Annotated in this window: 21 protein-coding genes; 11 read left to right on the top strand and 10 right to left on the bottom strand. The window is 72.1% G+C overall.

The window, feature by feature from the left end; translation table 11 throughout:
• Nucleotides 1–50: 50 nt before the first annotated feature.
• Both IE277_RS07610 and IE277_RS07615 read left to right on the top strand, forming a co-directional pair.
• The gene (locus tag IE277_RS07610; protein ID WP_189949767.1) at nt 51–1,286 is read left to right on the top strand and encodes an acyl-CoA dehydrogenase family protein; all 1,236 of its coding nucleotides are present in this window, start codon (nt 51–53) and stop codon (nt 1,284–1,286) included.
• A complete protein-coding gene (locus IE277_RS07615; RefSeq protein WP_189949769.1) occupies nt 1,286–1,765 on the top strand; it encodes a nitroreductase family deazaflavin-dependent oxidoreductase in 480 nt (159 codons plus the stop codon). Before IE277_RS07610 ends, IE277_RS07615 begins: the two co-directional genes overlap by 1 nt.
• Before the next feature lie 60 nt (nt 1,766–1,825).
• On the opposite strand, the gene IE277_RS07620 is transcribed toward IE277_RS07615, so the two are convergent.
• Nucleotides 1,826–2,485 (bottom strand): LysE family translocator, encoded by a 660-nt coding sequence (locus IE277_RS07620; protein WP_189949770.1) that lies wholly within the window; start codon nt 2,483–2,485, stop codon nt 1,826–1,828.
• Nucleotides 2,486–2,567: 82 nt separating this feature from the next.
• Here IE277_RS07620 and IE277_RS07625 point away from each other — a divergent pair, with 82 nt between their 5' ends.
• On the top strand, nt 2,568–3,020 hold the full coding sequence (locus IE277_RS07625) for an Lrp/AsnC family transcriptional regulator (protein WP_189949772.1): 453 nt from the start codon (nt 2,568–2,570) through the stop codon (nt 3,018–3,020).
• Nucleotides 3,021–3,182: 162 nt separating this feature from the next.
• Here IE277_RS07625 and IE277_RS07630 read toward each other — a convergent pair whose 3' ends face one another.
• The gene (locus IE277_RS07630; RefSeq protein WP_189950149.1) at nt 3,183–3,818 is read right to left on the bottom strand and encodes a TetR family transcriptional regulator; all 636 of its coding nucleotides are present in this window, start codon (nt 3,816–3,818) and stop codon (nt 3,183–3,185) included.
• A gap of 272 nt (nt 3,819–4,090) precedes the next feature.
• Here IE277_RS07630 and kbpA point away from each other — a divergent pair, with 272 nt between their 5' ends.
• Together kbpA and afsK are read left to right on the top strand one after the other, a co-directional pair.
• Entirely contained in the window at nt 4,091–4,765 is a 675-nt protein-coding gene (gene kbpA / locus IE277_RS07635; RefSeq protein WP_229881016.1) for an AfsK-binding protein KbpA, read from the top strand.
• A 178-nt stretch (nt 4,766–4,943) separates the two neighbouring features.
• Nucleotides 4,944–7,307, top strand: coding sequence for a protein serine/threonine kinase AfsK (gene afsK / locus IE277_RS07640; RefSeq protein WP_189949776.1), 2,364 nt, complete (start codon nt 4,944–4,946; stop codon nt 7,305–7,307).
• Nucleotides 7,308–7,422: 115 nt separating this feature from the next.
• On the opposite strand, the gene IE277_RS07645 is transcribed toward afsK, so the two are convergent.
• From IE277_RS07645 to IE277_RS07655, 3 genes are read right to left on the bottom strand one after another with little or no spacing between them, the layout of a single operon-like run.
• Nucleotides 7,423–8,211: an enoyl-CoA hydratase/isomerase family protein gene (locus tag IE277_RS07645; RefSeq protein WP_189949778.1), complete on the bottom strand. Its 789-nt coding sequence runs from the start codon at nt 8,209–8,211 to the stop codon at nt 7,423–7,425.
• On the bottom strand, nt 8,196–8,606 hold the full coding sequence (locus tag IE277_RS07650) for a Zn-ribbon domain-containing OB-fold protein (RefSeq protein ID WP_189949779.1): 411 nt from the start codon (nt 8,604–8,606) through the stop codon (nt 8,196–8,198). Before IE277_RS07650 ends, IE277_RS07645 begins: the two co-directional genes overlap by 16 nt.
• A gap of 11 nt (nt 8,607–8,617) precedes the next feature.
• Complete coding sequence (locus IE277_RS07655) at nt 8,618–9,772, bottom strand: lipid-transfer protein (RefSeq protein WP_189949781.1); 1,155 nt, start codon at nt 9,770–9,772, stop codon at nt 8,618–8,620.
• A 95-nt stretch (nt 9,773–9,867) separates the two neighbouring features.
• On the opposite strand from IE277_RS07655, the gene IE277_RS07660 reads away from it, so the two are divergent.
• A complete protein-coding gene (locus IE277_RS07660) occupies nt 9,868–11,466 on the top strand; it encodes a FadD3 family acyl-CoA ligase (protein ID WP_189949783.1) in 1,599 nt (532 codons plus the stop codon).
• A gap of 23 nt (nt 11,467–11,489) precedes the next feature.
• On the opposite strand, the gene IE277_RS46975 is transcribed toward IE277_RS07660, so the two are convergent.
• The 3 genes from IE277_RS46975 to IE277_RS07675 all read right to left on the bottom strand — a co-directional run bounded on the left by IE277_RS46975 (nt 11,490) and on the right by IE277_RS07675 (nt 13,596).
• Nucleotides 11,490–12,050 carry a putative endonuclease domain-containing protein gene (locus IE277_RS46975; protein ID WP_229880926.1) on the bottom strand — a complete coding sequence of 187 codons (561 nt, stop codon included), beginning with the start codon at nt 12,048–12,050 and terminating at the stop codon, nt 11,490–11,492.
• A gap of 498 nt (nt 12,051–12,548) precedes the next feature.
• Entirely contained in the window at nt 12,549–12,764 is a 216-nt protein-coding gene (locus IE277_RS07670; RefSeq protein WP_189949787.1) for a DUF397 domain-containing protein, read from the bottom strand.
• Nucleotides 12,742–13,596, bottom strand: a complete 855-nt coding sequence (locus IE277_RS07675) for a helix-turn-helix domain-containing protein (RefSeq protein ID WP_189949789.1) — start codon at nt 13,594–13,596, stop codon at nt 12,742–12,744. Before IE277_RS07675 ends, IE277_RS07670 begins: the two co-directional genes overlap by 23 nt.
• 119 nt (nt 13,597–13,715) lie before the next feature.
• Between IE277_RS07675 and IE277_RS46980 the strand changes: the two genes are divergently transcribed.
• Entirely contained in the window at nt 13,716–14,333 is a 618-nt protein-coding gene (locus tag IE277_RS46980) for an ATP-binding protein (RefSeq protein ID WP_229880929.1), read from the top strand.
• A 75-nt stretch (nt 14,334–14,408) separates the two neighbouring features.
• Here IE277_RS46980 and IE277_RS07690 read toward each other — a convergent pair whose 3' ends face one another.
• Entirely contained in the window at nt 14,409–14,633 is a 225-nt protein-coding gene (locus IE277_RS07690; RefSeq protein ID WP_189949790.1) for a hypothetical protein, read from the bottom strand.
• Nucleotides 14,634–14,847: 214 nt separating this feature from the next.
• The gene (gene afsR, locus IE277_RS07695; RefSeq protein ID WP_189950153.1) at nt 14,848–17,814 is read right to left on the bottom strand and encodes an SARP-family global regulator AfsR; all 2,967 of its coding nucleotides are present in this window, start codon (nt 17,812–17,814) and stop codon (nt 14,848–14,850) included.
• Nucleotides 17,815–18,027: 213 nt separating this feature from the next.
• Here afsR and IE277_RS07700 point away from each other — a divergent pair, with 213 nt between their 5' ends.
• Genes IE277_RS07700 through IE277_RS07715 form a run of 4 tightly spaced genes read left to right on the top strand, consistent with a single transcriptional unit; the run spans nt 18,028 to nt 20,564 of the window.
• Nucleotides 18,028–19,260: an amidohydrolase family protein gene (locus IE277_RS07700; protein ID WP_189949791.1), complete on the top strand. Its 1,233-nt coding sequence runs from the start codon at nt 18,028–18,030 to the stop codon at nt 19,258–19,260.
• Nucleotides 19,257–20,180, top strand: coding sequence for an LLM class F420-dependent oxidoreductase (locus IE277_RS07705; RefSeq protein WP_189949792.1), 924 nt, complete (start codon nt 19,257–19,259; stop codon nt 20,178–20,180). Before IE277_RS07700 ends, IE277_RS07705 begins: the two co-directional genes overlap by 4 nt.
• Nucleotides 20,181–20,189: 9 nt before the next feature.
• Entirely contained in the window at nt 20,190–20,372 is a 183-nt protein-coding gene (locus IE277_RS07710; protein WP_189949793.1) for a hypothetical protein, read from the top strand.
• A gap of 9 nt (nt 20,373–20,381) precedes the next feature.
• The gene (locus IE277_RS07715) at nt 20,382–20,564 is read left to right on the top strand and encodes a hypothetical protein (protein ID WP_189949794.1); all 183 of its coding nucleotides are present in this window, start codon (nt 20,382–20,384) and stop codon (nt 20,562–20,564) included.
• Nucleotides 20,565–20,573 lie beyond the last annotated feature (9 nt).

Genomic DNA, 20,573 nt, shown 5'->3' on the forward strand with positions numbered 1-20,573 from the left:
TCGCTGCGGCCCTCCTAATATGACGCACCGTCAGATATGGAGGGAAGGCCATGGACACGCGCCTCACCGCCGAGCAGGACGAGATCCGCCGCACCCTGCGCGAGCTGCTGCACAAGCGGTGCGGCCCGGCGGAGCTGCGGACCGCCGTCGACAGCCCCGCCGGGCACGACCCCCTTCTGTGGTCCGCGCTCGCCGACCCGCTCGGCCTGCCGGGGCTCGCCCTGCCCGAGCGGTACGGCGGTGTCGGCTGCTCGGTGACCGAGCTGGCCCTCGCCTGCGAGGAGACCGGCCGGGCACTCGCCCCCTCCCCGCTGCTGGCCACGTCCGTCCTCGTCGCCCCGCTGGTCCTCGCCCTCGGGACGGACGCGCAGCGCGCGGAGCTGCTGCCCCGGCTGGCGGCCGGCAGCTGCACCGCAGCGCTTGCCGTCACCGCCCCCTCCCTCACCACCGCGCTCGCGCTGACCTGCGACAACGAGGCGTTCAGCGCCGGTGGCGGGCGGGCCGGCGGGGTCCAGGCGCGGCGGGCGGAGAGCGGCTGGCTGCTGTACGGGCAGGTCGACCAGGTGCTGGACGGGCACAGTGCGGGGCTGCTGCTCGTCGCCGCGCACACCGGGGGCTTCGCCCGGGCCCGGACCCGGCTCTTCCTGGTCGCGGGGGACGCGCCCGGTGTCGTACGGACCCGGCAGACCGCGCTCGACGCGACGCGTCCGCAGGCACGGGTCCAACTCCGGGACGTGCGCTCCGAGTTGCTGGGCGAGGAGGAGGCCGACGTGCTCCCCGCGCTCGCCGCGCTCGGTGACCGCGTTGCCGCGGTGCTCGCCTGCGAGGCCGTCGGGGCGGGTGACCGGGTGCTGGAGCGGACCGTGGAGTACGTTGGGCAGCGCGAGCAGTTCGGCCGGCCGATCGGCTCCTTCCAGGCGGTCAAGCACCGGCTGGCCGATGTGTATGTGGCGGTGCAGGCGGCACGGTCGGCGGCGTACTACGCGGCGTGGGCCGCCGCCTCGGCCCCGCCGTCGGCGGCTTCCGGCCCGCGCTCGACGCTCGCCCCGGCACATGGAGAGCGGGTCGGGGGGCTCGCGCTCGCCCAGGCGTTGGAGGCACTGCGGGGGGCCGCGGCCGAGGGGATCCAGTTGCACGGGGGGATCGGGTTCACCTGGGAGCACGAGGCGCAGCTGTATTTCAAGCGGGCGGCCGGGGACGAGCTGCTGTTCGGGCCGGTGCACCGGCTGCGGGACCGGGCCGCGGAGGTCGCCGGTCTCTTCGCGGGCGGCGAGGCGGCCGTCTGATGGCCGGCCTCGGTGTGCGCCTCGTGCAGCGGATGTCGTCCACCCGCGCCTTCGCGAAGGTCGCCCCGCACATGATCCCCGCGCTCGACCGGGGCGTGCACCGCCTGACCGGCGGCCGGATCCTGCTCAGCGCCCGGATGCTGCCCGGCGTGATCCTCACGTCCACCGGCGCCCGCAGCGGACAGCCCCGCCGTACCCCGCTCGCGTGCATGCCGGAGAAGGACGGCGGGACCTGGCTCCTGGTCGGCTCCAACTTCGGGCGGACCGGGCACCCCGCCTGGACCCACAACCTGCTGTCCCACCCCGAGGCCTCGATCAACTGGCGGGGACGGGACATCCCGGTCACGGCCCGGCTGCTCACCGGCGAGGAGCGGGCCGCCGCCTGGGCCGCACTCCTGCTCTTCTGGCCCCCGTACGCCACGTACCAGTCCCGGGTGACACGCCGGCTCCGCCTGTTCCGGCTCACCGAAGCGCCCTGAAGGGGCGCGGGGAACTGCGCGACCAGCCCCAACGCACCCGCACCCGAAAAACAGCCGAACTCACAACGTGGCCAGGCGCTCCGCCAGGAGAACCGCTCCGATTCCCAGCATCGCCGCCCCCGACGTCCTCGTCACCGCCCGAGCCGCCGCGGGCCGCGCGGACAGCAGTGCGCGGGCCAGGACGCCGACCGTGAGGTACACCGCCGCGCAGCACGCCATGTGCAGCAGCCCCAGTGCCGCCGTCTGGGCGGGGACGGGCAGGTGGGGGCCGTGGAGGGTGAGGAACTGGGGGAGGACGGAGAGGTAGAGCAGCAGGCCCTTGGGGTTCAGGCCGCTGATCGTCGCGCCGCGCAGGAAGAGCCGCCCCTCGCCGGACCGGCCGGACCGGCCGGAGTGCCCGGACCGGCCGGACTGCGTGGCGGCCTCGTCCGGGCCCGGGATCGCCGGGCGGCGCAGCACGCTCCAGCCCAGCCAGAGGAGATAGCCCGCGCCGGCGACCGTCAGGGCCGTCAGAAGCTTCGGGGAGCCCGCCACCAGGACCGCGAGGCCCGCTGTCGCCAGGACGGTGTGCAGGGCGTAGCCGGAGACCAGGCCGGCCACCGCGCGCGGCACCGAGCGGCCGCGCAGCGCGGTCGCGATGACATACGCCCAGTCGGCGCCCGGCACACACACCAGCAGCAGGTCCACGGCGAGGAAGGAGAAAAGGAGTCCCGAGTCCATATCGGGGACATTAGGCGCGATTGGCCCGAAAGTGTTTCCGAAGTTTGCCCATGATCCGAAGTTCTGGGGGAGAATCTTCCCCATGGACGACGTGGACCGGAAAATCCTTGCCGAGCTTCAGCAGGACGGGCGGCTGACCGTGACCGAGCTGGCCGCCCGGGTGCGCCTGAGCGTCTCGCCCTGTCACCGCCGGCTGCGCGAGCTGGAGCGCTCCGGGGCCATCCAGGGATACCGGGCCGTGGTGGACGCGGGCGCCCTCGGGCTGAACTTCGAGGCGCTGGTCTTCGTGTCCATGCGGCAGGAGGACCGGGACACGGTCGCCGAGTTCGAGCGGGCGGTCGGCGAGCTGGAGCACGTCCTCGACGCCCAGCGGCTGTTCGGCGAGCCCGACTATCTGCTGCGTATCGCCACCGCCGACCTCGCGGCCTTCCAGCGGCTGTACGACGAGCGCCTCGCGACCCTGCCCGGGGTGCAGCGACTCACCTCGACGCTGGTGATGAAGCACGTCGTACGGGACCGTCCGCTGCCCGCATGAGCGCGTATGAGTGCGCATAGCGGCGCAGGCGGTGGCTCGACCGCGCGATGCGGGTCAACCACCGCCTGCCAGACAGGACTTGGGGCCAGGAAATCCGGGGAGAGCCCGGGGAGAGCCCGGGGAGAGGCCGGAGAGGAGCCGGGAAAAAGGAGAGGCGCTTGCCTACTTCGTCGGCTTCTTTCCGGTCACACCAAGGTGCACCAACAGCGCCAGGTTCGGCTTCAGTTCGGCCTGTTTCACACCCCAGGACGAAAAACCCTTCTGGTGTGCCGCCACGGCCGCGAGCATCGCGACCAGTGAGCCGGCCACCGCCGCCGGGTTCACGTCCTTGTCCACCCTGCCCTTGTCCTGCAATGCGGTGATGGCGTCCGCGAGGGAGTTGTTCACCGAGTTCAGGATTTTCATGCGGAGTTTGTAGAACCGCTTGTCCCCCTCGGCCGCGCCGAGGTCGACGACCCTGAGGATGGCGTCGTTCTTGCGCCAGAACTCCAGGAACCCGTCGACGAGTTCCTGCGCCGTCTGCCATCCGGACTTCCCGGCCCAGGACCGCCCTTCGAGCAGTTCGGTCAAACCGGCGCCCTCGGCCGCCATTTGCTCGGCGATCTCCAGGACGGCGCCTTCGACGTCCGGGAAGTACTGGTAGAAGGTCGCGGGCGAAGTGCCCGCCTTCCGGGCGACATCGATGACCTTGACGTCCCGGTACGGGGAGGAGCTGAGCATCTCGCTGAGGCAGTCGAGCAGCTTCTGCCGGGTCGCCTGCCCACGCCGGCCGGCCACGCGGCCGTCGACGGTACGCACTTGTCCTGTCATGCCGTCAGCTTACCGAGGGGTGATCGGAGCGCGATTCGGCCGAGTGCAAATGGGGTGCATGGGTGCTCTGAGAGGGGTGTGCCTGGTCTGCGCGGTGCGCGCGGCCCGGTTACTTTTGCGGCATGGCCGAAAACAGGGCATCCCCGAACGAAGAGGCAGAAGTGGCGGAGGGGGAGGAAGTGGGGGAAGAAGTGTTTGAGGGGGAAGTGGTGGAGGCGGGCGAGAAGGACGAGGCGTACGGGGAGGGTGTGCCCTGCTGGGTGGACGCCCAGCTCGCCGATGTCGAGGCGGGCAAGCGGTTCTACGGCGAGCTCTTCGGGTGGACCTTCGAGGACGCCTACGGCTCCTCCGTGTGGGCCCTGCTGGGCGGGGTGCCGGTCGCCTCACTGGCGCCCAAGATGGACGGCCGGATGCCCACCGTCTGGACGGTGTCCTTCGCCACCCCGGACGCCGTCGCCCTCGGCCGGCGGATCACCGCGGCCGGCGGGCGGCTGGTCCTGGACCCGTTCCCGGTCGGCGACCTCGGGGTGGCCGCCCTCGCCGCCGACCCCGAGGGCGCGGTGTTCGGGCTGTGGCAGGCGGGTACGCACCGCGGGTTCGGGCGGCGCCACCGGCCCGGCAGCTTCGTCTGGGCGCAGCTGTACGCGCGGGACACGGCCGTCGCCAACACCTTCTACGGCGGTCTCTTCCATGAGGCCCTGTTCGGCGAGGGCGCCCGGCCCGACTTCGGCCGGGCCGAGGTGACCGAGGTCTTCCCGGCCGAGATGCCCCCGCACTTCCTCGCCCACTTCCGGGTCGACGGCCTCGACGCCGCGCTGGGGGCCGTACAGCGGCTCGGCGGCCGGGTGCAGGCGCCACCCTTCGACACCTCGTACGGAGCAGTGGCCGTCGTCACCGACAATCAGGGGGCGTCGTTCGCACTGCTACAGCGGTGATTAGTCCGCTTTAGATGGATTAGTCACGTGACACCCCGATTGTCACCGGGTTCGCAACCGGGCGCCCGGCCAGGAAGAATCGGGGTGTGCGCCGATATGGCGGAGCGGTGGTGAGACGCTGCACTTCGGCCGCGTACATATGTGGGTGGCGCGGCTCGTACGGGGAGGTGGCAGGCAAGTGGTGGATCAGCTGACGCAGCACGATCCGCGGCGGATCGGGCCGTTCGAGGTGCTGGGCCGGCTGGGTGCCGGCGGCATGGGGCTGGTCTATCTCGCGCGCTCGGCGTCCGGCCGGCGCGTGGCGATCAAGACGGTGCGCACCGAACTCGCCGAGGACCAGCTCTTCCGGGTCCGCTTCACCCGTGAGGTGGAGGCGGCCCGCGCGGTCTCCGGCTTCTACACGGCGGCCGTCGTCGACGCCGACCCGCGCGCCGCCGTGCCGTGGCTCGCGACCGCGTACGTCCCCGCGCCCTCCCTCGAGGAAATAGTGAACGACTGCGGGCCGCTCCCGGCCCAGGCCGTGCGCTGGCTCGCCGCGGGCGTGGCGGAGGCCCTCCAGTCCATCCACGGCGCGGGGCTGGTCCACCGCGACCTGAAGCCGTCCAACGTCCTCGTGGTCGAGGACGGCCCGCGGGTGATCGACTTCGGTATCGCCTCCGGTGTCTCCAACACCCGCCTGACCATGACGAACGTCGCCGTCGGCACCCCCGCCTATATGTCCCCCGAGCAGGCCAAGGACTCCCGCAGCGTCACCGGCGCCAGCGATGTCTTCTCGCTCGGCTCCATGCTGGTCTTCGCGGCCACCGGTCACCCGCCCTTCCATGGCGCCAACCCGGTCGAGACGGTCTTCATGCTGCTGCGCGAGGGCCCCGACCTCACCGGCCTGCCCGACGAGCTGCGCCCGCTCATCGAGGTCTGTATGCAGATGGAGGCCTCGGCCCGGCCGAGCCCGGCCGACCTCCAGGCCCAGCTGGCCCCCCACCTCTTCGGCTCCGGCACCGACGACAGCGGCACCGCCTCCGCCTGGCTGCCCGAGAAGGCGGTCGCCCTCATCGAGACCCGGCGCGGCGGCCGTGCCGCCAAGCCGGCCCCGGCCCCGGCCGCCGTCGCAGGCGGCCCGCGCAGCACAGCCCGCCCGGCCGGCCCGCCGTCCTCGTACGACCCGTCCGTCGCACCGGTCCCGCAGGCCCCGCCCGTCTCCGTGGGCGCCCCCGACAACGGCCCGGTCCGGCTGGCCGGCGCCCAGGTGCCCATCGGCCCCGGCCCGCGCGTCGCCGATGCCCGCGCCGCCGCCGTCAAGGCCCCGCCGCCGGAGGCCGGCCTGGTCGCCAGCTGGTCCCGCCCGCGCCCCGGTGTCGCCGGCGCCGACACCGCCCTGCCGGCCGCCCCGCCCCAGCCGCCGGAGACGGCGAACGGCTGGCGGCCCTGGCGCTTCCGCATGTCGAACGAGGTCTGGGGCACCCCGTCCGTCGACGGCGACCTGGTCTATGTGAACTCCTTCGAGGTGCATGCCCTGGACGTGGCCACCGGCCGGCGCCGTTTCAAGACGCGGGACGTCGCCTGGTCGATGGCGGTGTCCGACGGCCGTATCCACGCCTCCGACGGGCCGTCCCTGTTCGCCCTGGACGCCCGCGAGGGCACCGATCTGTGGCGGCTGTCCGTCGACGCCTGGGTGTACGCCCTCAAGGCCGACCACGGCACGGTCGTCACCGGCACCCGGGGCGGCGGCGTCCAGGCCTGGGAGGCCGCGAACGGGCAGAAGCTGTGGGAGATCGCCGGCTGCCAGACCGACTTCGAGTCGCCCGAGGCGGGCCCGCTCGTCCACGACGGCACGGTCTATGTCTGGCAGGACGCCCGGCTGCGCGCCCTGGAGGCCCGCACCGGCGAGGAACGCTGGTCGTACCCGGTCGGCGACGCGGCCTCCTGCGGCGGTGTGCCGGTCCGCCTCGCCCCGGCCGCCGACGGCTATGTGTACGTCTCCGCGGGCACCCGCGTCCTCGCCATCGAGGCGGCGAGCGGGATGGTCCGCTGGCACTTCGAGGCGCCGGCCGTCTTCCTGTGCCCGCCGGCCTTCGCCCCGGGCCCGGCGGTGACGGGCGGCGGTGTCTATCTGGCGGACTACCTCGGCACGGTCTACGCCCTCGACGCCACCGACGGCCGTGACCGCTGGCGGATCGCGACCGAGGCCCGCTCCTCCGTCGAGCCGGTGCTGGTGGCGGCCGGTCATGTGCACGTCGGCAGCGGCAAGGGCCTGTACACGCTGGACGCGGTCACCGGCACTCCCAAGTGGCGCTTCCAGGCGGGCGGCGACGTCGTGGGCGCCCCGACGGTGGCGGAGGGCCGCATCCACTTCGGCTCCACCGACCACCTCCTCTACACCCTGAAGTCCGACGACGGCCGGCTGCGCTGGAAGCTGGCGACGGGCGGCGAGATCACCGGCGCCCCGGTGGTCAAGGACGGCGTGGTGTACGCGTGCAGCAAGGACCGGTGCGTGTACGCGCTGGACGCGGAGAAGGGGACGGGCACGGCCCGCACGGCGTAACCGTGCGAGGGCTGGTGCGACGGCCGTCGTACCGGTGTGTCACGGAAGGGCTCCAGACGGCGGCCGTCCCAGGGCTGACGCTACCCCCGGCGCGCGTTCTCCGCCACGCGGTCACTCACCGGGTCCGCGGCTCGGTGCGGTCCCTGCCGCGGAACAGCTCCGTCTGCCGCTCGGCCGGCAGATTGCCGAGCGCGATCAGATGCGGTGCCTGCGCGAACGCCTGCGCGCGGGCCGCCTCCTTCGCCGCCCACAGCGCCCGTACGGTCCCCTGCACCCCCTCCGGCGGATACCCGGCGATGACGGCGGCGCAGCGCACGGCGGCGGCCAACGCCCCGCCCTCCTCGGTGACTTCGCTGACCAGCCCGATCTCGTGCGCCCGCCGGGCCGAGAGCCGCTCGGCGGTCCCCATGAGCGTCATCCGGGCCGCCTCCCCGTACGGCATCCGCCCCGCCATCAGCATGGACTCGTACGCGCTGACCATGCCGTACGTCGTATGCGGATCGAAGAAGACGGCCGTCGGATCGGCGACGACGAACTCGCACTCGCCCAGCAGATAGAAGGCACCCCCGCAGGCCATCCCGCGCACGGCGGCCACGACCGGCTTCCACAGGCCGTTCGCCTTCGGCCCGACGGTCAGCAGCGGATCGTCCAGCATGTACGGCGAGGAGGGCTGCGGCACGACGACGTCCCGGTCGATCCCGGTGCAGAACGCCCGCTCCCCGCTCCCGGTCAGCACGACCGCCCGCACCGAGTCGTCGAACCGCAACGCCCGCCAGATCCCGGTGAGTTCGCGCACCATGTCCAGATCGACGGCGTTGAGCCGCGCGGGCCGCTCCAGGGTGACGACGGCGACCCCGCTGTCCTTGTCGGCCGCCAGCCGCACGGTGCTCACGCCAGCACCCACTGCGGCAGCCCGCCGTCCCCGAAGACGACATGCACCCGGGCGCCGATCCGCAGCCGCCCCGGATCGACGGAGCCGAGCGGTGCCCCCGCGCGGCTGACCACATTGCCGACCAGCCGGATCCGCGGCGCGTCCGCCAGCTCCACCACGACCACGTTGTACGGCGCCTGCGCCGCGTACTCGGGCAGCAGCGGCGGATGCGGCACGACGTACGACCACACCCGCCCCTGCCCGGACACCGGCCGCCACTTTGCCGCGAAGGACTGGCAGTGCGGGCAGCAGGGCCGGGGCGGGAACCGCGGCTCGCCGCAGTCGCCGCAGGCCTGGACGCGCAGTTCGCCCCGGGCGGCGTACTCCCAGAAGGGCGCGCCGGCGGCGTCGGTGACGGGAGTCAGCATGATCGGCTCCTTCAGCTCCTCAGGAGAAGGGCGGAGGTGGGCACGCCTTCGCCCGCCGTGACCAGACAGGCGGCGGCGCCGGGCACCTGGGCGGTACTGGTGCCGCGCAGCTGCTTCACACCCTCGTTGATGAGGTTGAAGCCGTGCACATAGGCCTCGCTGAGCCCGCCGCCGCCGGTGTTGACCGGAAGCCGCCCCCCGATCTCCAGCGCCCCGCCCTCGGTGAAGGCACCCCCTTCGCCGCGTCCGCAGAAGCCGTACCCCTCCAGCGAGAGTGGGACGAGGGCGGTGAACGCGTCGTAGATCTGGGCCACGTCCACGTCGTCCGGGGTGAGGTCGGCGTGCTTCCACAGATGCCGGGCGGTGGTCCAGGCGGGGCCGGTCAGGGGGTCGTCGTTCCAGTAGTTGACCATGCCGTGGTGCTGGGCGGGCAGCCCCTGCGCGGCGGAGTGGACGTACACCGGTCTGCGGCGGCAGTCCCGCGCCCGCTCCCGCCCGACGATCACACACGCGAGCGCCCCGTCCGTCTCCAGGCAGTTGTCGAAGAGGCACAGCGGCTCGCTGATCCAGCGCGCGGTCATGTACATCTCGCGGGTCAGCGGCCGTTCGTACATCACGGCCGCCGGGTTCTGGTTGGCCCGGTTACGGCAGGCGAGGGCGACGTTGAAGAGATGGTCCCGGGTGGCCCCGTACTCGTGCATATAGCGACGGGTGAGCATCGCTATCTCGTCGGCGGGCCGGAGCAGCCCGAAGGGCCTGGTCCACTGGGCGGGGGTGGGCAGCTGGACGGTGGTGTCCGTCCACGGCCGCGGCCCGCTGCCCCGTTTCCGCGACCGCCAGGCGACCCCGACCGTGGCCTGCCCGGCCGCGATAGCGGCGGCGAGATGGGCGACCGTCGCACAGGACCCGCCGCCGCCGTACCCCACCTTGCTGAAGTACGTCAGATCCCCGAACCCCACGGCCTTCGCCAGCTCGACCTCGTCGGTCTCCTCCATCGTGTACGAGGCGAGGGCGTCGACCTCGCCCGGCGCGATCCCCGCGTCCTCCAGCGCCGCGAGCACGGCCCGGCAGGCCAGCGTCTTCTCGTCCTCCGGAAGCCGCCTGGCGAACGAGGTCTGCCCGATCCCGACGATGGCGGTGGCGTCCTTCAGCCCGGTCCCTGTCATGGCCTCCCCCTCTCCTGACAGTCAGTCAGATTACCGCTAATCTGACGGTCAGTCAGCTATGCGTTCGGGTGCGGGATGTTCGGGAAGGGGTTGCCGTGGGCGAGTGGAACACCATCCCGGAGCTGGTGCGGTGGTCGGCCGAGCGGTACGCGGACGCCGAGGCCGTGGTCGAGGGCCGTACGAGGCTCACCTACGCCGGACTGGGCGCGCGCGTGGAACGCGCGGCGGCGGCCTGTCTCGCGAGCGGGGTGCAGACGGGCGACCGGGTCGCGGTCTGGGCCCCCAACTCCCTGGACTGGATCGTGGCCGCCCTGGGCGCGGTGTCGGCGGGCGCGGTCCTGGTGCCGCTCAACACCCGCTTCAAGGGCGCGGAGGCGGCAGACGTACTGCGCCGCAGCGGAGCCCGCCTCCTCTTCGTCACCGGCACCTTCCTGGGCACCTCGTACGTGGCGTCCCTGCGCCGGGCGGCCGGCGAGGGGGTACCGGCCGGCCGGGGCCCGCTCCCCGGACTGCCCGCACTGGACCAGGTGGTGGTCCTGTCCGAGGACGCACCCCCGGACTTCCGCACCTGGAAGGACTTCCTGGCGGCGGGGGAGGGGGTACCGGAGGCCGAAGTACGGGACCGTTCACGCGAGTTGGCGGGCGGATCCGTCTCGGACATCATCTACACCTCGGGTACGACGGGCCGCCCGAAAGGCGCCGTGATCACCCACGAGCAGACCCTGCGGGCGTACGACATCTGGGCCGACCTCGCGGGCCTGCGCGGCACGGACCGCTATCTCATCGTCAACCCGTTCTTCCACACCTTCGGCTACAAGGCCGGGGTGATCGCCTGTCTGATGCGGGGGGCGACGATGATCCCGCAGCCGGTGTTCAACGTGGACACGGCCCTCGCCAACATCGCGGCGGAACGGGTCTCGGTCCTGCCCGGCCCGCCGACCCTCCACCAGTCGCTCCTGGACCACCCCGCCCGGGACACCCACGACCTCTCGGCGCTGCGGCTGGTGGTGACGGGCGCGGCGGTCGTGCCGCTCCTCCTGGTGGAACGCCTGCGCGGGGAACTGGGCGTCGACACGGTCCTCACGGCCTACGGCCTCTCGGAGGCGAGCGGTTTCGTCACCATGTGCCGCCGCGGCGACGACCCGTCGGTCATCGCGTCGACCTCGGGCCGCGCGATCCCGGGCACGGAGGTGCGGGTGGCGGACACGAAGGGCGAGCCGGTGCCGCCCGGTACAGCGGGCGAGATCCAGGTCCGTGGCTTCAACGTCATGCGCGGCTACGACGACGACGCCCCCGCGACCGCCGAGGTGATCTCCCCGGACGGCTGGCTGCGCACGGGCGACGTGGGCGTCCTGGACGACATGGGCAACCTGCGCATCACCGACCGTATCAAGGACATGATCATCGTCGGCGGCTTCAACGCCTACCCGGCGGAGATAGAGCAACTGCTCGGCACACACCCCGATGTGGCCGACGTCGCCGTGATCGGCGTCCCCGACCCCCGCCTCGGCGAGGTCGCCAAGGCGTTCGTCGTCCGCAGGCCGGGCTCACTCCTCACCTCGGACGACCTGATCGCCTGGTCCCGCCGCGAGATGGCCAACTACAAGGTGCCGAGGTCGGTGGAGTTCCTGACGGAACTTCCCCGGAACGCGAGCGGAAAGGTGGTCAAGGGCGTACTGAGGGGCAGCCTTTAGGCCCTCGGGCTTTCAGGCGGCCCTCAGGCTCTCAGGGCGGCCAACGCACTCTCGATCTCCCGAACCATCCAGTCTGCCCGGTGGAAGACATCCTGCGCGCTGAAGCGGAGCAGGCTGCGGACCTCGGGGCACTGGAGGATCTGGTTGAAGCGGGCGACGTCCCGGCGGTGGGCATCACGGGAGCCGTGATAGGCGTACCCCTCGATCTCGACCGCCAGACCTGCCGCCCGGAACAGGAAGTCGAGGTAGCGCCGACGGCCCTCCGGGGTACGGACCTCGGCCTGCGACTCCGGCCGCAGCCCGGCGTCGAACATCCTCAGGCGTGCCACCGTTTCGGCAGGCGAGCCCCCCTGAAGGTCGACGAGCCGCAGCCAGTCCCGGGCCCGGGTGGACCCTAGCAGCGGAGCTTGGAGCGCGAGGGACACGGCGGCCGGGGTGGTGACCGGCGCCCTGCGCTGCCCCTCCACCCGACGGTAGGTCAGCGCCGACTCCACGGCCACGACGGCATCGTCCCGTGGCCCGCCCCGGAGCAGGTCGGCGAGCGTACGCGGCACCCGGGTGACCTGCAGCCCCGCCCATTTCACCGTGTCACTCCTCGGCAGCGGAATCCGGTGAATACGCACCTCCGCGAGCCCCTGCCGTGCCCGCAGCCCCGGATCAGTGAACTCAAGCGTGCCCAATCCTCCCACCGCAAGCGTCTCGACCCGCCACAACCGAGCCGCCGACCGATGACTCACCACAAGCCCCGGCTTGAGCAACTGCGCCGCCCGCAACCGCAGTACGACCCCGACCTCCTGCCCCGGCTCCGCCCACGCCCCGCTCCTGATCCGCGTCCACCCCTCCGCCTCCAACCGCCGAAAAAGCGTGACCCGAGGCCACCCCGCCGCCACGGCCCGCGAGGTGAGCAACACACCCCCCTCGACCAGCCCCTTCAGTTCACCCCGCCCCATGCCCCTACGATGCCCGAACCGCCGGCCCGGCGCTGAGGCCTGTGGATAACTCCGGCGCGTGGCCTGGCGGGAGGGGGATTGGGGGATCGGTTCCGTGGTGGCGGGCCGCTGACCAGGGAAAATGGCAGAGGGTTATGGAATGCGCCTGCCAATGCCTTCCACGAACGCCGTCCAGGAGGTGGGGTGGAAGAGGAGTACGGGGCCGTTGTCGGCTTGCTTCGAGTCGCGGACGGGGACGGCGCCGGGGAGGGGGGTGGCTACTTCGACGCAGTCGCCGCCGTCGTTGTTGCTGTAGCTGCTCTTGCGCCAGCCGACGGAGTCTGGGTCAATCCCCTTGCCGCGCTTCATCTCTGTAGGTCCTCGCCACGTCGTCCATCAAGGCCAGGGACGCCCCGGGTGACAGCGCGACGGCCCTGAGCAAATCGTATCTACGACGGTACTCCTTCACATGGGCCGGATAGTCGACGATCTGCGCGGTGAAGTCGCCCTCCGAGTACACCATCGGCGGGGCGTCCGCGAAGGTCATGATCTTTGCCATGGCGTGACTGAGCGGGTGCCAGGGGGTCGTTTCCGGAACGATCTGGAGAATGCTCTGCGTGGACCGGATCACGTCGAGGATGTGCTCCACCTGCTCGGTCATCACTGCTGGGGGAAGCGGCGTTCTCCGGATGACCGACTCGCGCAGGATCCCCCAATACGTGGGCCGGTCCTCGCGTTTCCACAACTCCGCACGCGCCAATCGTGCGCGGACACGCTTCTCGACCACCTCCTGTGGCACTTCCGGATCCATGTGCTGAATCATTCCCCGCAAGTACGCTCCGGTCTGCAGCAGCCCCGGGAGGACATTGGGCGCCCACTCCTCCACCGTCTGCGCCTGCTTCTCCATGTCGGGGACGTCTGCGTAGTACCACGCGTGCCCCACCTGCCGCGCCTTCGCCGCGTCTTCACAACGCCGCTCGAAGAACCCGTCCGTCCCGAGCTTCTGGTCCACATGCCGGGCCAGATCCATCGGCATCCGTCGTTCCCCGCGCTCGATCTGGCTGAGGAACGAGATCCCCCGAAAGCTGCCCTCCACCAACTGCTCCAGCGTCATCCCCGCCTGCTCTCTCCTGTAGCGCAACTCCGCGCCGTAGAAGCAGGGGACGCTCACCGAAGCATCGGGGTCCTTCTTGGGAGGCACAACGCACCACCGCCCTTTGCCAGTTACCGTGCGCAACTCAAACGTCTTTCACGGTACGGCAACCCACGTCAATGTGTGACTGTTTCGTCACAGAGCGCACAGGAAGGGTGTACGCAGCCGTGTCGACCTCAACCCCCACCCCCACCGGCCCGGGCAACTCCGTCTTCGACATCACCCTCTGCGTGGATGACCTGCGCGCCGCCCTGTCCGCCCACGGCATCACGCTGCCCTCGCTCCGGGTGGACCTCGCGAGCTTCGCCGGCACCTACCGGCCCCCGGCCGGTCTGGTCGCGCTCGGTAACTGCAATGCCGCCACGGCACGCAGGCTCGTGGCGGTGCTCCGAAGCTTTGACAAGTCGGCGGGCCGGCCGCCCCTGGACATCGACCTCCCCGCCGTACCGAGGGCCCTCCAGGGCCTCCGTCGTACCGTCCGCCGCTATCTGGACGCGCCCTGCCCCGATGTCCAGCTCTGTGTCACCGAACTCGTCAGCAATGTGATCCGGCACGTGGGGGAGGGGACGCCGGTGCGGGTGCGGGTGGCCCGGTGCGACGGGGGTCGTATCCGTGTCGAGGTCACGGACCCGGCGGCGCAGGCGCTGCCTGAATCCGTGACCAGTACGGCCGACGACGAGGAAGGGCGCGGTCTCGCCCTGCTGGAGGCGTTGGCGTTGCGGTGGAGCGTGGAGCAGGGGGTGGACGGCAAGACGGTGTGGTGCGAGCTGGCGGAGGCGCGGTGAATGTACCCGGACACACCTCGGCCGCGACGGCTCCCCCTCGGTGCCGTCGCGGCCTGTCCCCCTGTGGGTGTTGGCTCAGCTGGGGTCGGACGTGATGTGGGTGTTGTCCCCGATCACCTTGGCCTCGGCGGCCGCTGCCGCGGGGGCGTCCGTGATGTGGGTGTTCATCGGCTTGATGCCGGAGCCGGCCGGCGCATCGGTAATGTGCGTGTTGAGCGGCTTGACCTCGGTGCCGGCCTCGGCCTCGGTGATGTGCGTGTTGTCCGGCTTGACGACCGGCTTGTCGTTGGCGTCGCTCATCAGGTGCTCCCCTTGGAAAGTGCGTTGCAGCTGTGGCGGCCCATCCAGACACTCCCCCGAGTGTGGCTGGATGGGCCACTGGAGCCGCCCACTCTAGATCGCGAGTGCGGCGGCCCCGCCGACTGGTCCGTCTGCCCCCCGACAGGACGTCCCGGTAAGAAGAAGAGTGTCCTGTGGCGATAAACGATCGATGAACGCCTGGACAGCGGCCAGGTCAGGCCGCCGCGGCCGGGGTCAGAAGGGCCTGGACGTCGGTCGCCTCCGGGGAACCGAGGCGTTCGTAGATCACCAGCGCGTCCCGCCAGCAGACCTGGGCCCGGCCGGTCTGGCCGATTCCGTTCAGCGCCTTGCCGAGGACGGTCAGCACATTGCCGCGGCGCCACTCGCCGCCGATCTCCTTGAGCGGGGTCAGGGCCATCTCGGCGTTGGCCGCGGCCTGGGCCGGGCGCTGGGCCTGCAGGTCCACCTCGGCGAGCCGGAAGAGCGTCATGCCTTCCCACAGGCGCTGCCGGCTGGCGCGGAACACCTGGAGGGCCTGGCCGAGATGGGCCCCGGCGTCGGTGAGCTGTCCGCTCTTGCCGAGGGCGAGCCCGAGCGCGTAGTGGCCGTTGGCCGCCTTCAGGGAGTGCCCCAGCTCCTCGTACATCTCGGTGCCCTGGCGGGCGAGATGCACGGCGCTGTCGGCGCGGCCGGTCTGCAGATGCAGCCGTGAGAGGTTGCACAGCGCCGCCGCCGCGCCGGACAGGTCGCCGCAGGCGCGGAAGTCCGCTATCGCACGTACCAGGAATTCCTCGCCCTCGGCGTAGCGGCCCTGGTAGTAGGCGAAGACACCGAGGATGTTGCCGGCCCAGCAGCACGGCAGCGGATCGAAGGCGGCCTCCGAGAGGGCGAGGGCCTGCCGGGCCTCCTCGTCGGCCTGGGCGAACTGCCCCGACCAGTGCCGCGCGTTGGCCAGTACCAGCATGGCCCGCCCCTCGGCCCGGATGTCGGAGGCCTCGCGCGAGGCGTCGCGCAGGGCGGTGCCGGCCGCCTCGTACTCCTTGAAGTTCGCGCCGGACTCGGCGAGGTCGACCGCGGCCCACAGCAGGTCGACGGCGCGGCGCAGCGAGGCGCCGGTGGACGACTGCCGTACACAGGCCAGCAGCGGTACGGCCTCGGAGTAGAGCCAGTCCCGGGCGGCCTGGCGGTCGGCGAAGACCAGGCCGGGGACGGCGGTCTTCTCCAGGTGGTCCACCAGCCGGTCGCCGGGCCGCTCGATGGCGAAGACCCGGGCGGCTGTGGCCAGATAGAAGTCCAGCAGCCGCGACAGCGCGGCGTCCCGTTCGCTCAGCGGCTGTTCGTCGCGTTCCGCGCACGCGCGCGCGTAGAGGCGGACCAGGTCGTGGAAGCGGTAGCGGCCGGGGGCCGCCGACTCCAGCAGGGAGGTGTCGACCAGGGCTTCCAGGAGGTCTTCCGTGTCCTCTGGGGGGACGTCGAGGACGGCGGCCGCGGCGGCCAGGGAGATGTCGGGGCCGTCGGCGAGGCCGAGGAGGCGGAACGCGCGGGCCTGGGCCGGTTCCAGCTGGCCGTAGCCCAGTTCGAAGGTGGCCTTGACGGCGAGGTCACCGGCCTGGAGCTCGTCGAGGCGGCGGCGCTCGTCGGCCAGCTTCGCCGCGAGGACGGAGACCGTCCAGGTGCGGCGGGCGGCGAGGCGGGAGGCCGCGATGCGGATGGCGAGCGGCAGGAAGCCGCAGGCGGCGACCACGTCCAGGGCCGATTCCCGTTCCGTCGCGACGCGTTCCTCGCCCACGATCTTCGTGAACAGGGCGAGGGCTTCCTCGGGCGACATCACGTCCAGGTCGACCAGGTGCGCGCCGGCCAGGTCGACCATGCGGACACGGGAGGTGACCAGGGCGGCGCAGCCTTCCGTGCCGGGCAGCAGCGGGCGTATCTGGGCCGCGTCCTTGGCGTTGTCCAGCAGGAGCAGGACCCGGCGGCCGTCCAGGACGGAGCGGTAGAGGGCCGCGCGCTCGTCGAGGGAGTCGGGTATCGCGGAGTCCGCCGTGCCCAGCGCCCGCAGGAACGAGCCCAGTACGGTCTCCGGCTCGGCGGGGCGGGGGCCCGCGCCCTGGAGGTCGACGTAGAGCTGGCCGTCCGGGAAGGCGCCGCGGGCCCGGTGGGCGACATGCACCGCGAGGGTCGTCTTGCCCACGCCGCCGATGCCGGCGAGCGCGGAGACGGCCATGACGCGGCCGGCCGCCTCCGAGGCGGAGGAGAGGACCTCGCTCAGCTCGTCGACGAAGGCGTTGCGGCCGGTGAAGTCCGGCACGGAGGCGGGGAGCTGGGCGGGGCGGACGGGGAGCACCGCGGGTTCGGTGGCGGGGGAGGAGGGCTCGGCCAGCGCCGGGTCCGCCTGGAGGATGCGCTGTTGCAGTTCGCGCAGGCCGGGGCGGGGGTCGACGCCCAGTTCCTCGGAGAGCAGACGGCGGGTGTCGGCGTAGACCGCCAGGGCCTCGGCCTGCCGTCCGCTGCGGTACAGCGCGAGCATCAGCAGTTCGCGCAGCCGCTCCCGCAGGGGGTGCGCGGCGGTCAGGGCGGTCAGCTCGGAGACTGCCTCGGCGTGGCAGCCCTGCTCCAGGTCCATGTCCAGGCGGGACTCCAGCAGGCCCAGGCGCCATTCCTCCAGGCGGACCCGCTGGGTCTCGGCGTACGGGCCGGGGACGCCGGCGAGGACCTCGCCCTCCCACACGGCCAGCGCCTGGTTCAGCAGCGTCCGGGCGCGGCGCAGATCGCCGGCGGCCCGCGCCTTCTCGGCCTGCGCGGTGACGTCCTGGGCGGCGGCCAGGTCCAGCGCGCCGTCGCGCAGACCGCGGATCGCATAGCCGCCGGACTCGCTGACCAGGACGCCGGGCGTGAGGATCTTGCGCAGGCGGGAGGCGTAGGTGCGCAGCGCCGCCAGTGCCTGCGAGGGGGGTTCGGCGCCCCAGAGGGCGTCGATCAGCTCCGCCGCGGTCGCCGTACGGCCCTCGCGCAGCAGCAGGGCGGCCAGCAGGGCGCGCTGCTGGGGGGAGCCCGTGCTGAGCTGCTCCGCGCCGCGCCAGGCCCGTACCGGACCGAGCACGCCGAAGTGCAGCGCCTCCGTTTCCGTGTCGGTCACGGAAACGGGACGCCGCTGCTCAGGCACTCGCGGCCCACCGTCCATGCGTTCGGCCCCCTCGGCGTCTACGGACAACCCCGTCAGTTTGCCTTGTTCCGGCCGGTTCCGTCAGCCGTGGGAGACGCCGATCACAGGGTGACGCAATTCAGTGCACAAACCCCTCACACGTCGGCCCGTAAATCCCTCACACCTCTTCGCACGGGGTCGTGTCCGACTCGGGAGCTGACGGACCGTCAGATCGGCGCTACCGTGAGGGGTATGGAGACCACACAGTTCCCGCTGATCATCTCCGTCGACGACCACACCGTGGAGCCCGCCACCGTCTGGCAGGACCGGCTGCCGAGGAAGTACCTGGACGAGGGGCCCCGGATCGTGCGCGCCCCGGTCAAGGAGATGACCTTCCTGGGCGGGCGTTTCCGGCCCGTCATGGGCGAACCGGGCAGTACGGACGGACCGCTCGGCGACTGGTGGGTGTACGGGGACCTGCGCCGCCCCCTCACCCGGCTCGACACCGCCGTCGGCTACGACCGGGAAGAGGTGAAGCTGGAGGTCATCACCTACGAGCAGATGCGGCCCGGCTCGTACGACGTCACCGCCCGGCTCGCCGACATGGACGTCAACCACGTCCAGTCCGCCGTCTGCTTCCCCACCTTCCCGCGCTTCTGCGGACAGACCTTCTCCGAGGCCGCCGACCGGGACCTTGCCCTGCTGTGCGTGCGCGCCTACAACGACTGGATGATGGAGGAGTGGTGCGGGCGCGAGGCACAGGGCCGGCTGATACCGCTTCCCCTCATACCCCTGTGGGACGCCGGACTGGCCGCCGCCGAGGTGCGGCGCAACGCGGCGCGGGGCGCGCGGGCCGTCGCCTTCTCCGAGATCCCCCCGCACCTCGGCCTGCCGTCCATCCACGGCGACGACTGGGACCCCTTCCTCGCGGCCTGCGACGAGACCGGCACGGTCGTCGCCATGCACATCGGCTCCAGCAGCCGGATGCCCTCCACCTCCGCCGACGCGCCGCCCGCCGTCGGCTCCACCATCACCTTCGCCAACTGCTGCTTCTCGATGGTCGACTGGCTGATGAGCGGCAAGTTCGAGCGCTTCCCGAACCTGAAGGTCATGTACGCCGAGGGCCAGATCGGCTGGATCCCGTACATCCTGGAGCGCGCCGACGTCGTGTGGGAGGAGAACCGGGGCTGGGGCGGGGTCGCCGACAAGGTCACCCGGCCGCCGTCCGAGACCTTCGCCGGACATGTCTTCGGCTGCTTCTTCGACGACGCCTTCGGGCTGAAGAGCCTCGACTCCATCGGCGTCGGCAACGTCCTGTACGAGACGGACTACCCGCACTCCGACTCCACCTGGCCGAAGTCCCGTGAGGTCGGCGTGGCACAGATGGGGCATCTGCCGGCCGACGTGGTCGAGCGGATCGTCCGTGGCAACGCCATCGACCTGCTGGGGCTGACGCCGGACGGCCTGTGGAAGGCGGCGACGTGAGTCTGGCGTACGGCATCCAGCTGCCCGTCCAGGCGCAGAGCGCCCTGTTCGCGGAGAGCTGGGAGGCGGACGCCGGTCCCGCGGACCTGGTGGCGCTCGCGCGGGCCGTGGACGCCGCCGGGTTCGCCTATCTCGCCGCCTGCGAGCACGTGGGCGTCCCGCGCCGGCTCGCCCCGGCGATGAGCACCGTCTGGTACGACCCCGTCGCCACCCTCGCCCATCTGGCCGCCGTCACCGAGCGGGTCCGGCTGCTCAGCCATGTCGCCGTGGTGGGGCTGCGGCACCCGCTGCTCACCGCCAAGCAGTACGCCACCCTCGACCATCTCTCCGGCGGCCGGCTGGTCCTCGGGGTCGGGGCCGGGCACGTGCGGGAGGAGTTCGAGGTGCTCGGGGCGGACTTCGAGCGGCGCGGGGCGGTGCTCGACGAGACGATCGACGCCCTGCGGGCCGCCCTCGGGCCCGAGGAGTTCCCCGAGCACCACGGCAAGTTCCACGACTTCGCCGGGCTGGGGCAGCGGCCCCGCCCGGCGCAGCCGGAGGTCCCGGTGTGGGTGGGCGGCTCCTCGCCCGCCGCCGTGCGCCGGGCCGCGCTGAAGGGCGACGGCTGGCTGCCCCAGGGCGACCCGCGTAACCGGCTGCCCGCGCAGATCGCCCGGCTGCGCCGGCTGCGCGCGGAGGCCGGCGCCGAGGGGCCGTTCACGGTCGGCGCGATCACCGAGCCCGTGTACGTCGGCCGGGCCGGCTGGGAGGTCGGCCGCGGCACCCTCACCGGGGCACCGCGGGAGATCGCCGAGTCACTGCGGGCCTACCGGGCGATGGGCGTGGACCAGATCCAGGTCCGGCTGCGCAGCCGGAGCCGGGCCGAACTGGTCGAGCAGGTCGGGCTGTTCGGGGCGGAGGTTGCGCCCCTATTGGGTTGAGGGGGTCTGATGGGCAGGCAGGTCGGGCGGGGCGCCGTCCTCGGGGTGCCGTGGGAGGTCGCTGAGTCGCTGTGGGCCTTCTGGGTGATGGGTGTGGACCAGGTTCAGGTGTGGTTGCGCAGTCGGGGCCGGGTCGAACTGGTCGAGCAGGTCGGGCTGTTCGGGGCGGAGGTTGCGCCTCTCTTGGGTTGAGGGGGTCTGATGGGTAAGCGGGTCGGGCGGGGCGCCGTCCTCGGGGCGTCGCGGGGGATCGCTGAGTCGCTGTGGGCCTTCTGGGTGATGGGTGTGGACCAGGTTCAGGTGTGGTTGCGCAGTCGGGGCCGGGTCGAACTGGTCGAGCAGGTCGGGCTGTTCGGGGCGGAGGTCGCGCCCCTCTTGGGCTGAGGAGGCCTG

It is taken from the genome of Streptomyces alanosinicus (assembly GCF_014650595.1).
Lineage (GTDB): Bacteria > Actinomycetota > Actinomycetes > Streptomycetales > Streptomycetaceae > Streptomyces > Streptomyces alanosinicus.

Bases quoted from the DNA above. Each gene is read 5' to 3' on its own strand.
- afsR (WP_189950153.1), bottom strand. From the start codon at position 17,814: ATGGACGGTGGGCCGCGAGTGCCTGAGCAGCGGCGTCCCGTTTCCGTG.
- IE277_RS07655 (WP_189949781.1), bottom strand. From the start codon at position 9,772: ATGACAGGGACCGGGCTGAAGGACGCCACCGCCATCGTCGGGATCGGG.
- IE277_RS07710 (WP_189949793.1), top strand. From the start codon at position 20,190: ATGGGCAGGCAGGTCGGGCGGGGCGCCGTCCTCGGGGTGCCGTGGGAG.
- IE277_RS07700 (WP_189949791.1), top strand. From the start codon at position 18,028: ATGGAGACCACACAGTTCCCGCTGATCATCTCCGTCGACGACCACACC.
- IE277_RS07625 (WP_189949772.1), top strand. From the start codon at position 2,568: ATGGACGACGTGGACCGGAAAATCCTTGCCGAGCTTCAGCAGGACGGG.
- IE277_RS07620 (WP_189949770.1), bottom strand. From the start codon at position 2,485: ATGGACTCGGGACTCCTTTTCTCCTTCCTCGCCGTGGACCTGCTGCTG.
- IE277_RS07610 (WP_189949767.1), top strand. From the start codon at position 51: ATGGACACGCGCCTCACCGCCGAGCAGGACGAGATCCGCCGCACCCTG.
- IE277_RS07670 (WP_189949787.1), bottom strand. From the start codon at position 12,764: ATGAAGCGCGGCAAGGGGATTGACCCAGACTCCGTCGGCTGGCGCAAG.
- IE277_RS07715 (WP_189949794.1), top strand. From the start codon at position 20,382: ATGGGTAAGCGGGTCGGGCGGGGCGCCGTCCTCGGGGCGTCGCGGGGG.
- IE277_RS07615 (WP_189949769.1), top strand. From the start codon at position 1,286: ATGGCCGGCCTCGGTGTGCGCCTCGTGCAGCGGATGTCGTCCACCCGC.
- IE277_RS07650 (WP_189949779.1), bottom strand. From the start codon at position 8,606: ATGCTGACTCCCGTCACCGACGCCGCCGGCGCGCCCTTCTGGGAGTAC.
- IE277_RS07690 (WP_189949790.1), bottom strand. From the start codon at position 14,633: ATGAGCGACGCCAACGACAAGCCGGTCGTCAAGCCGGACAACACGCAC.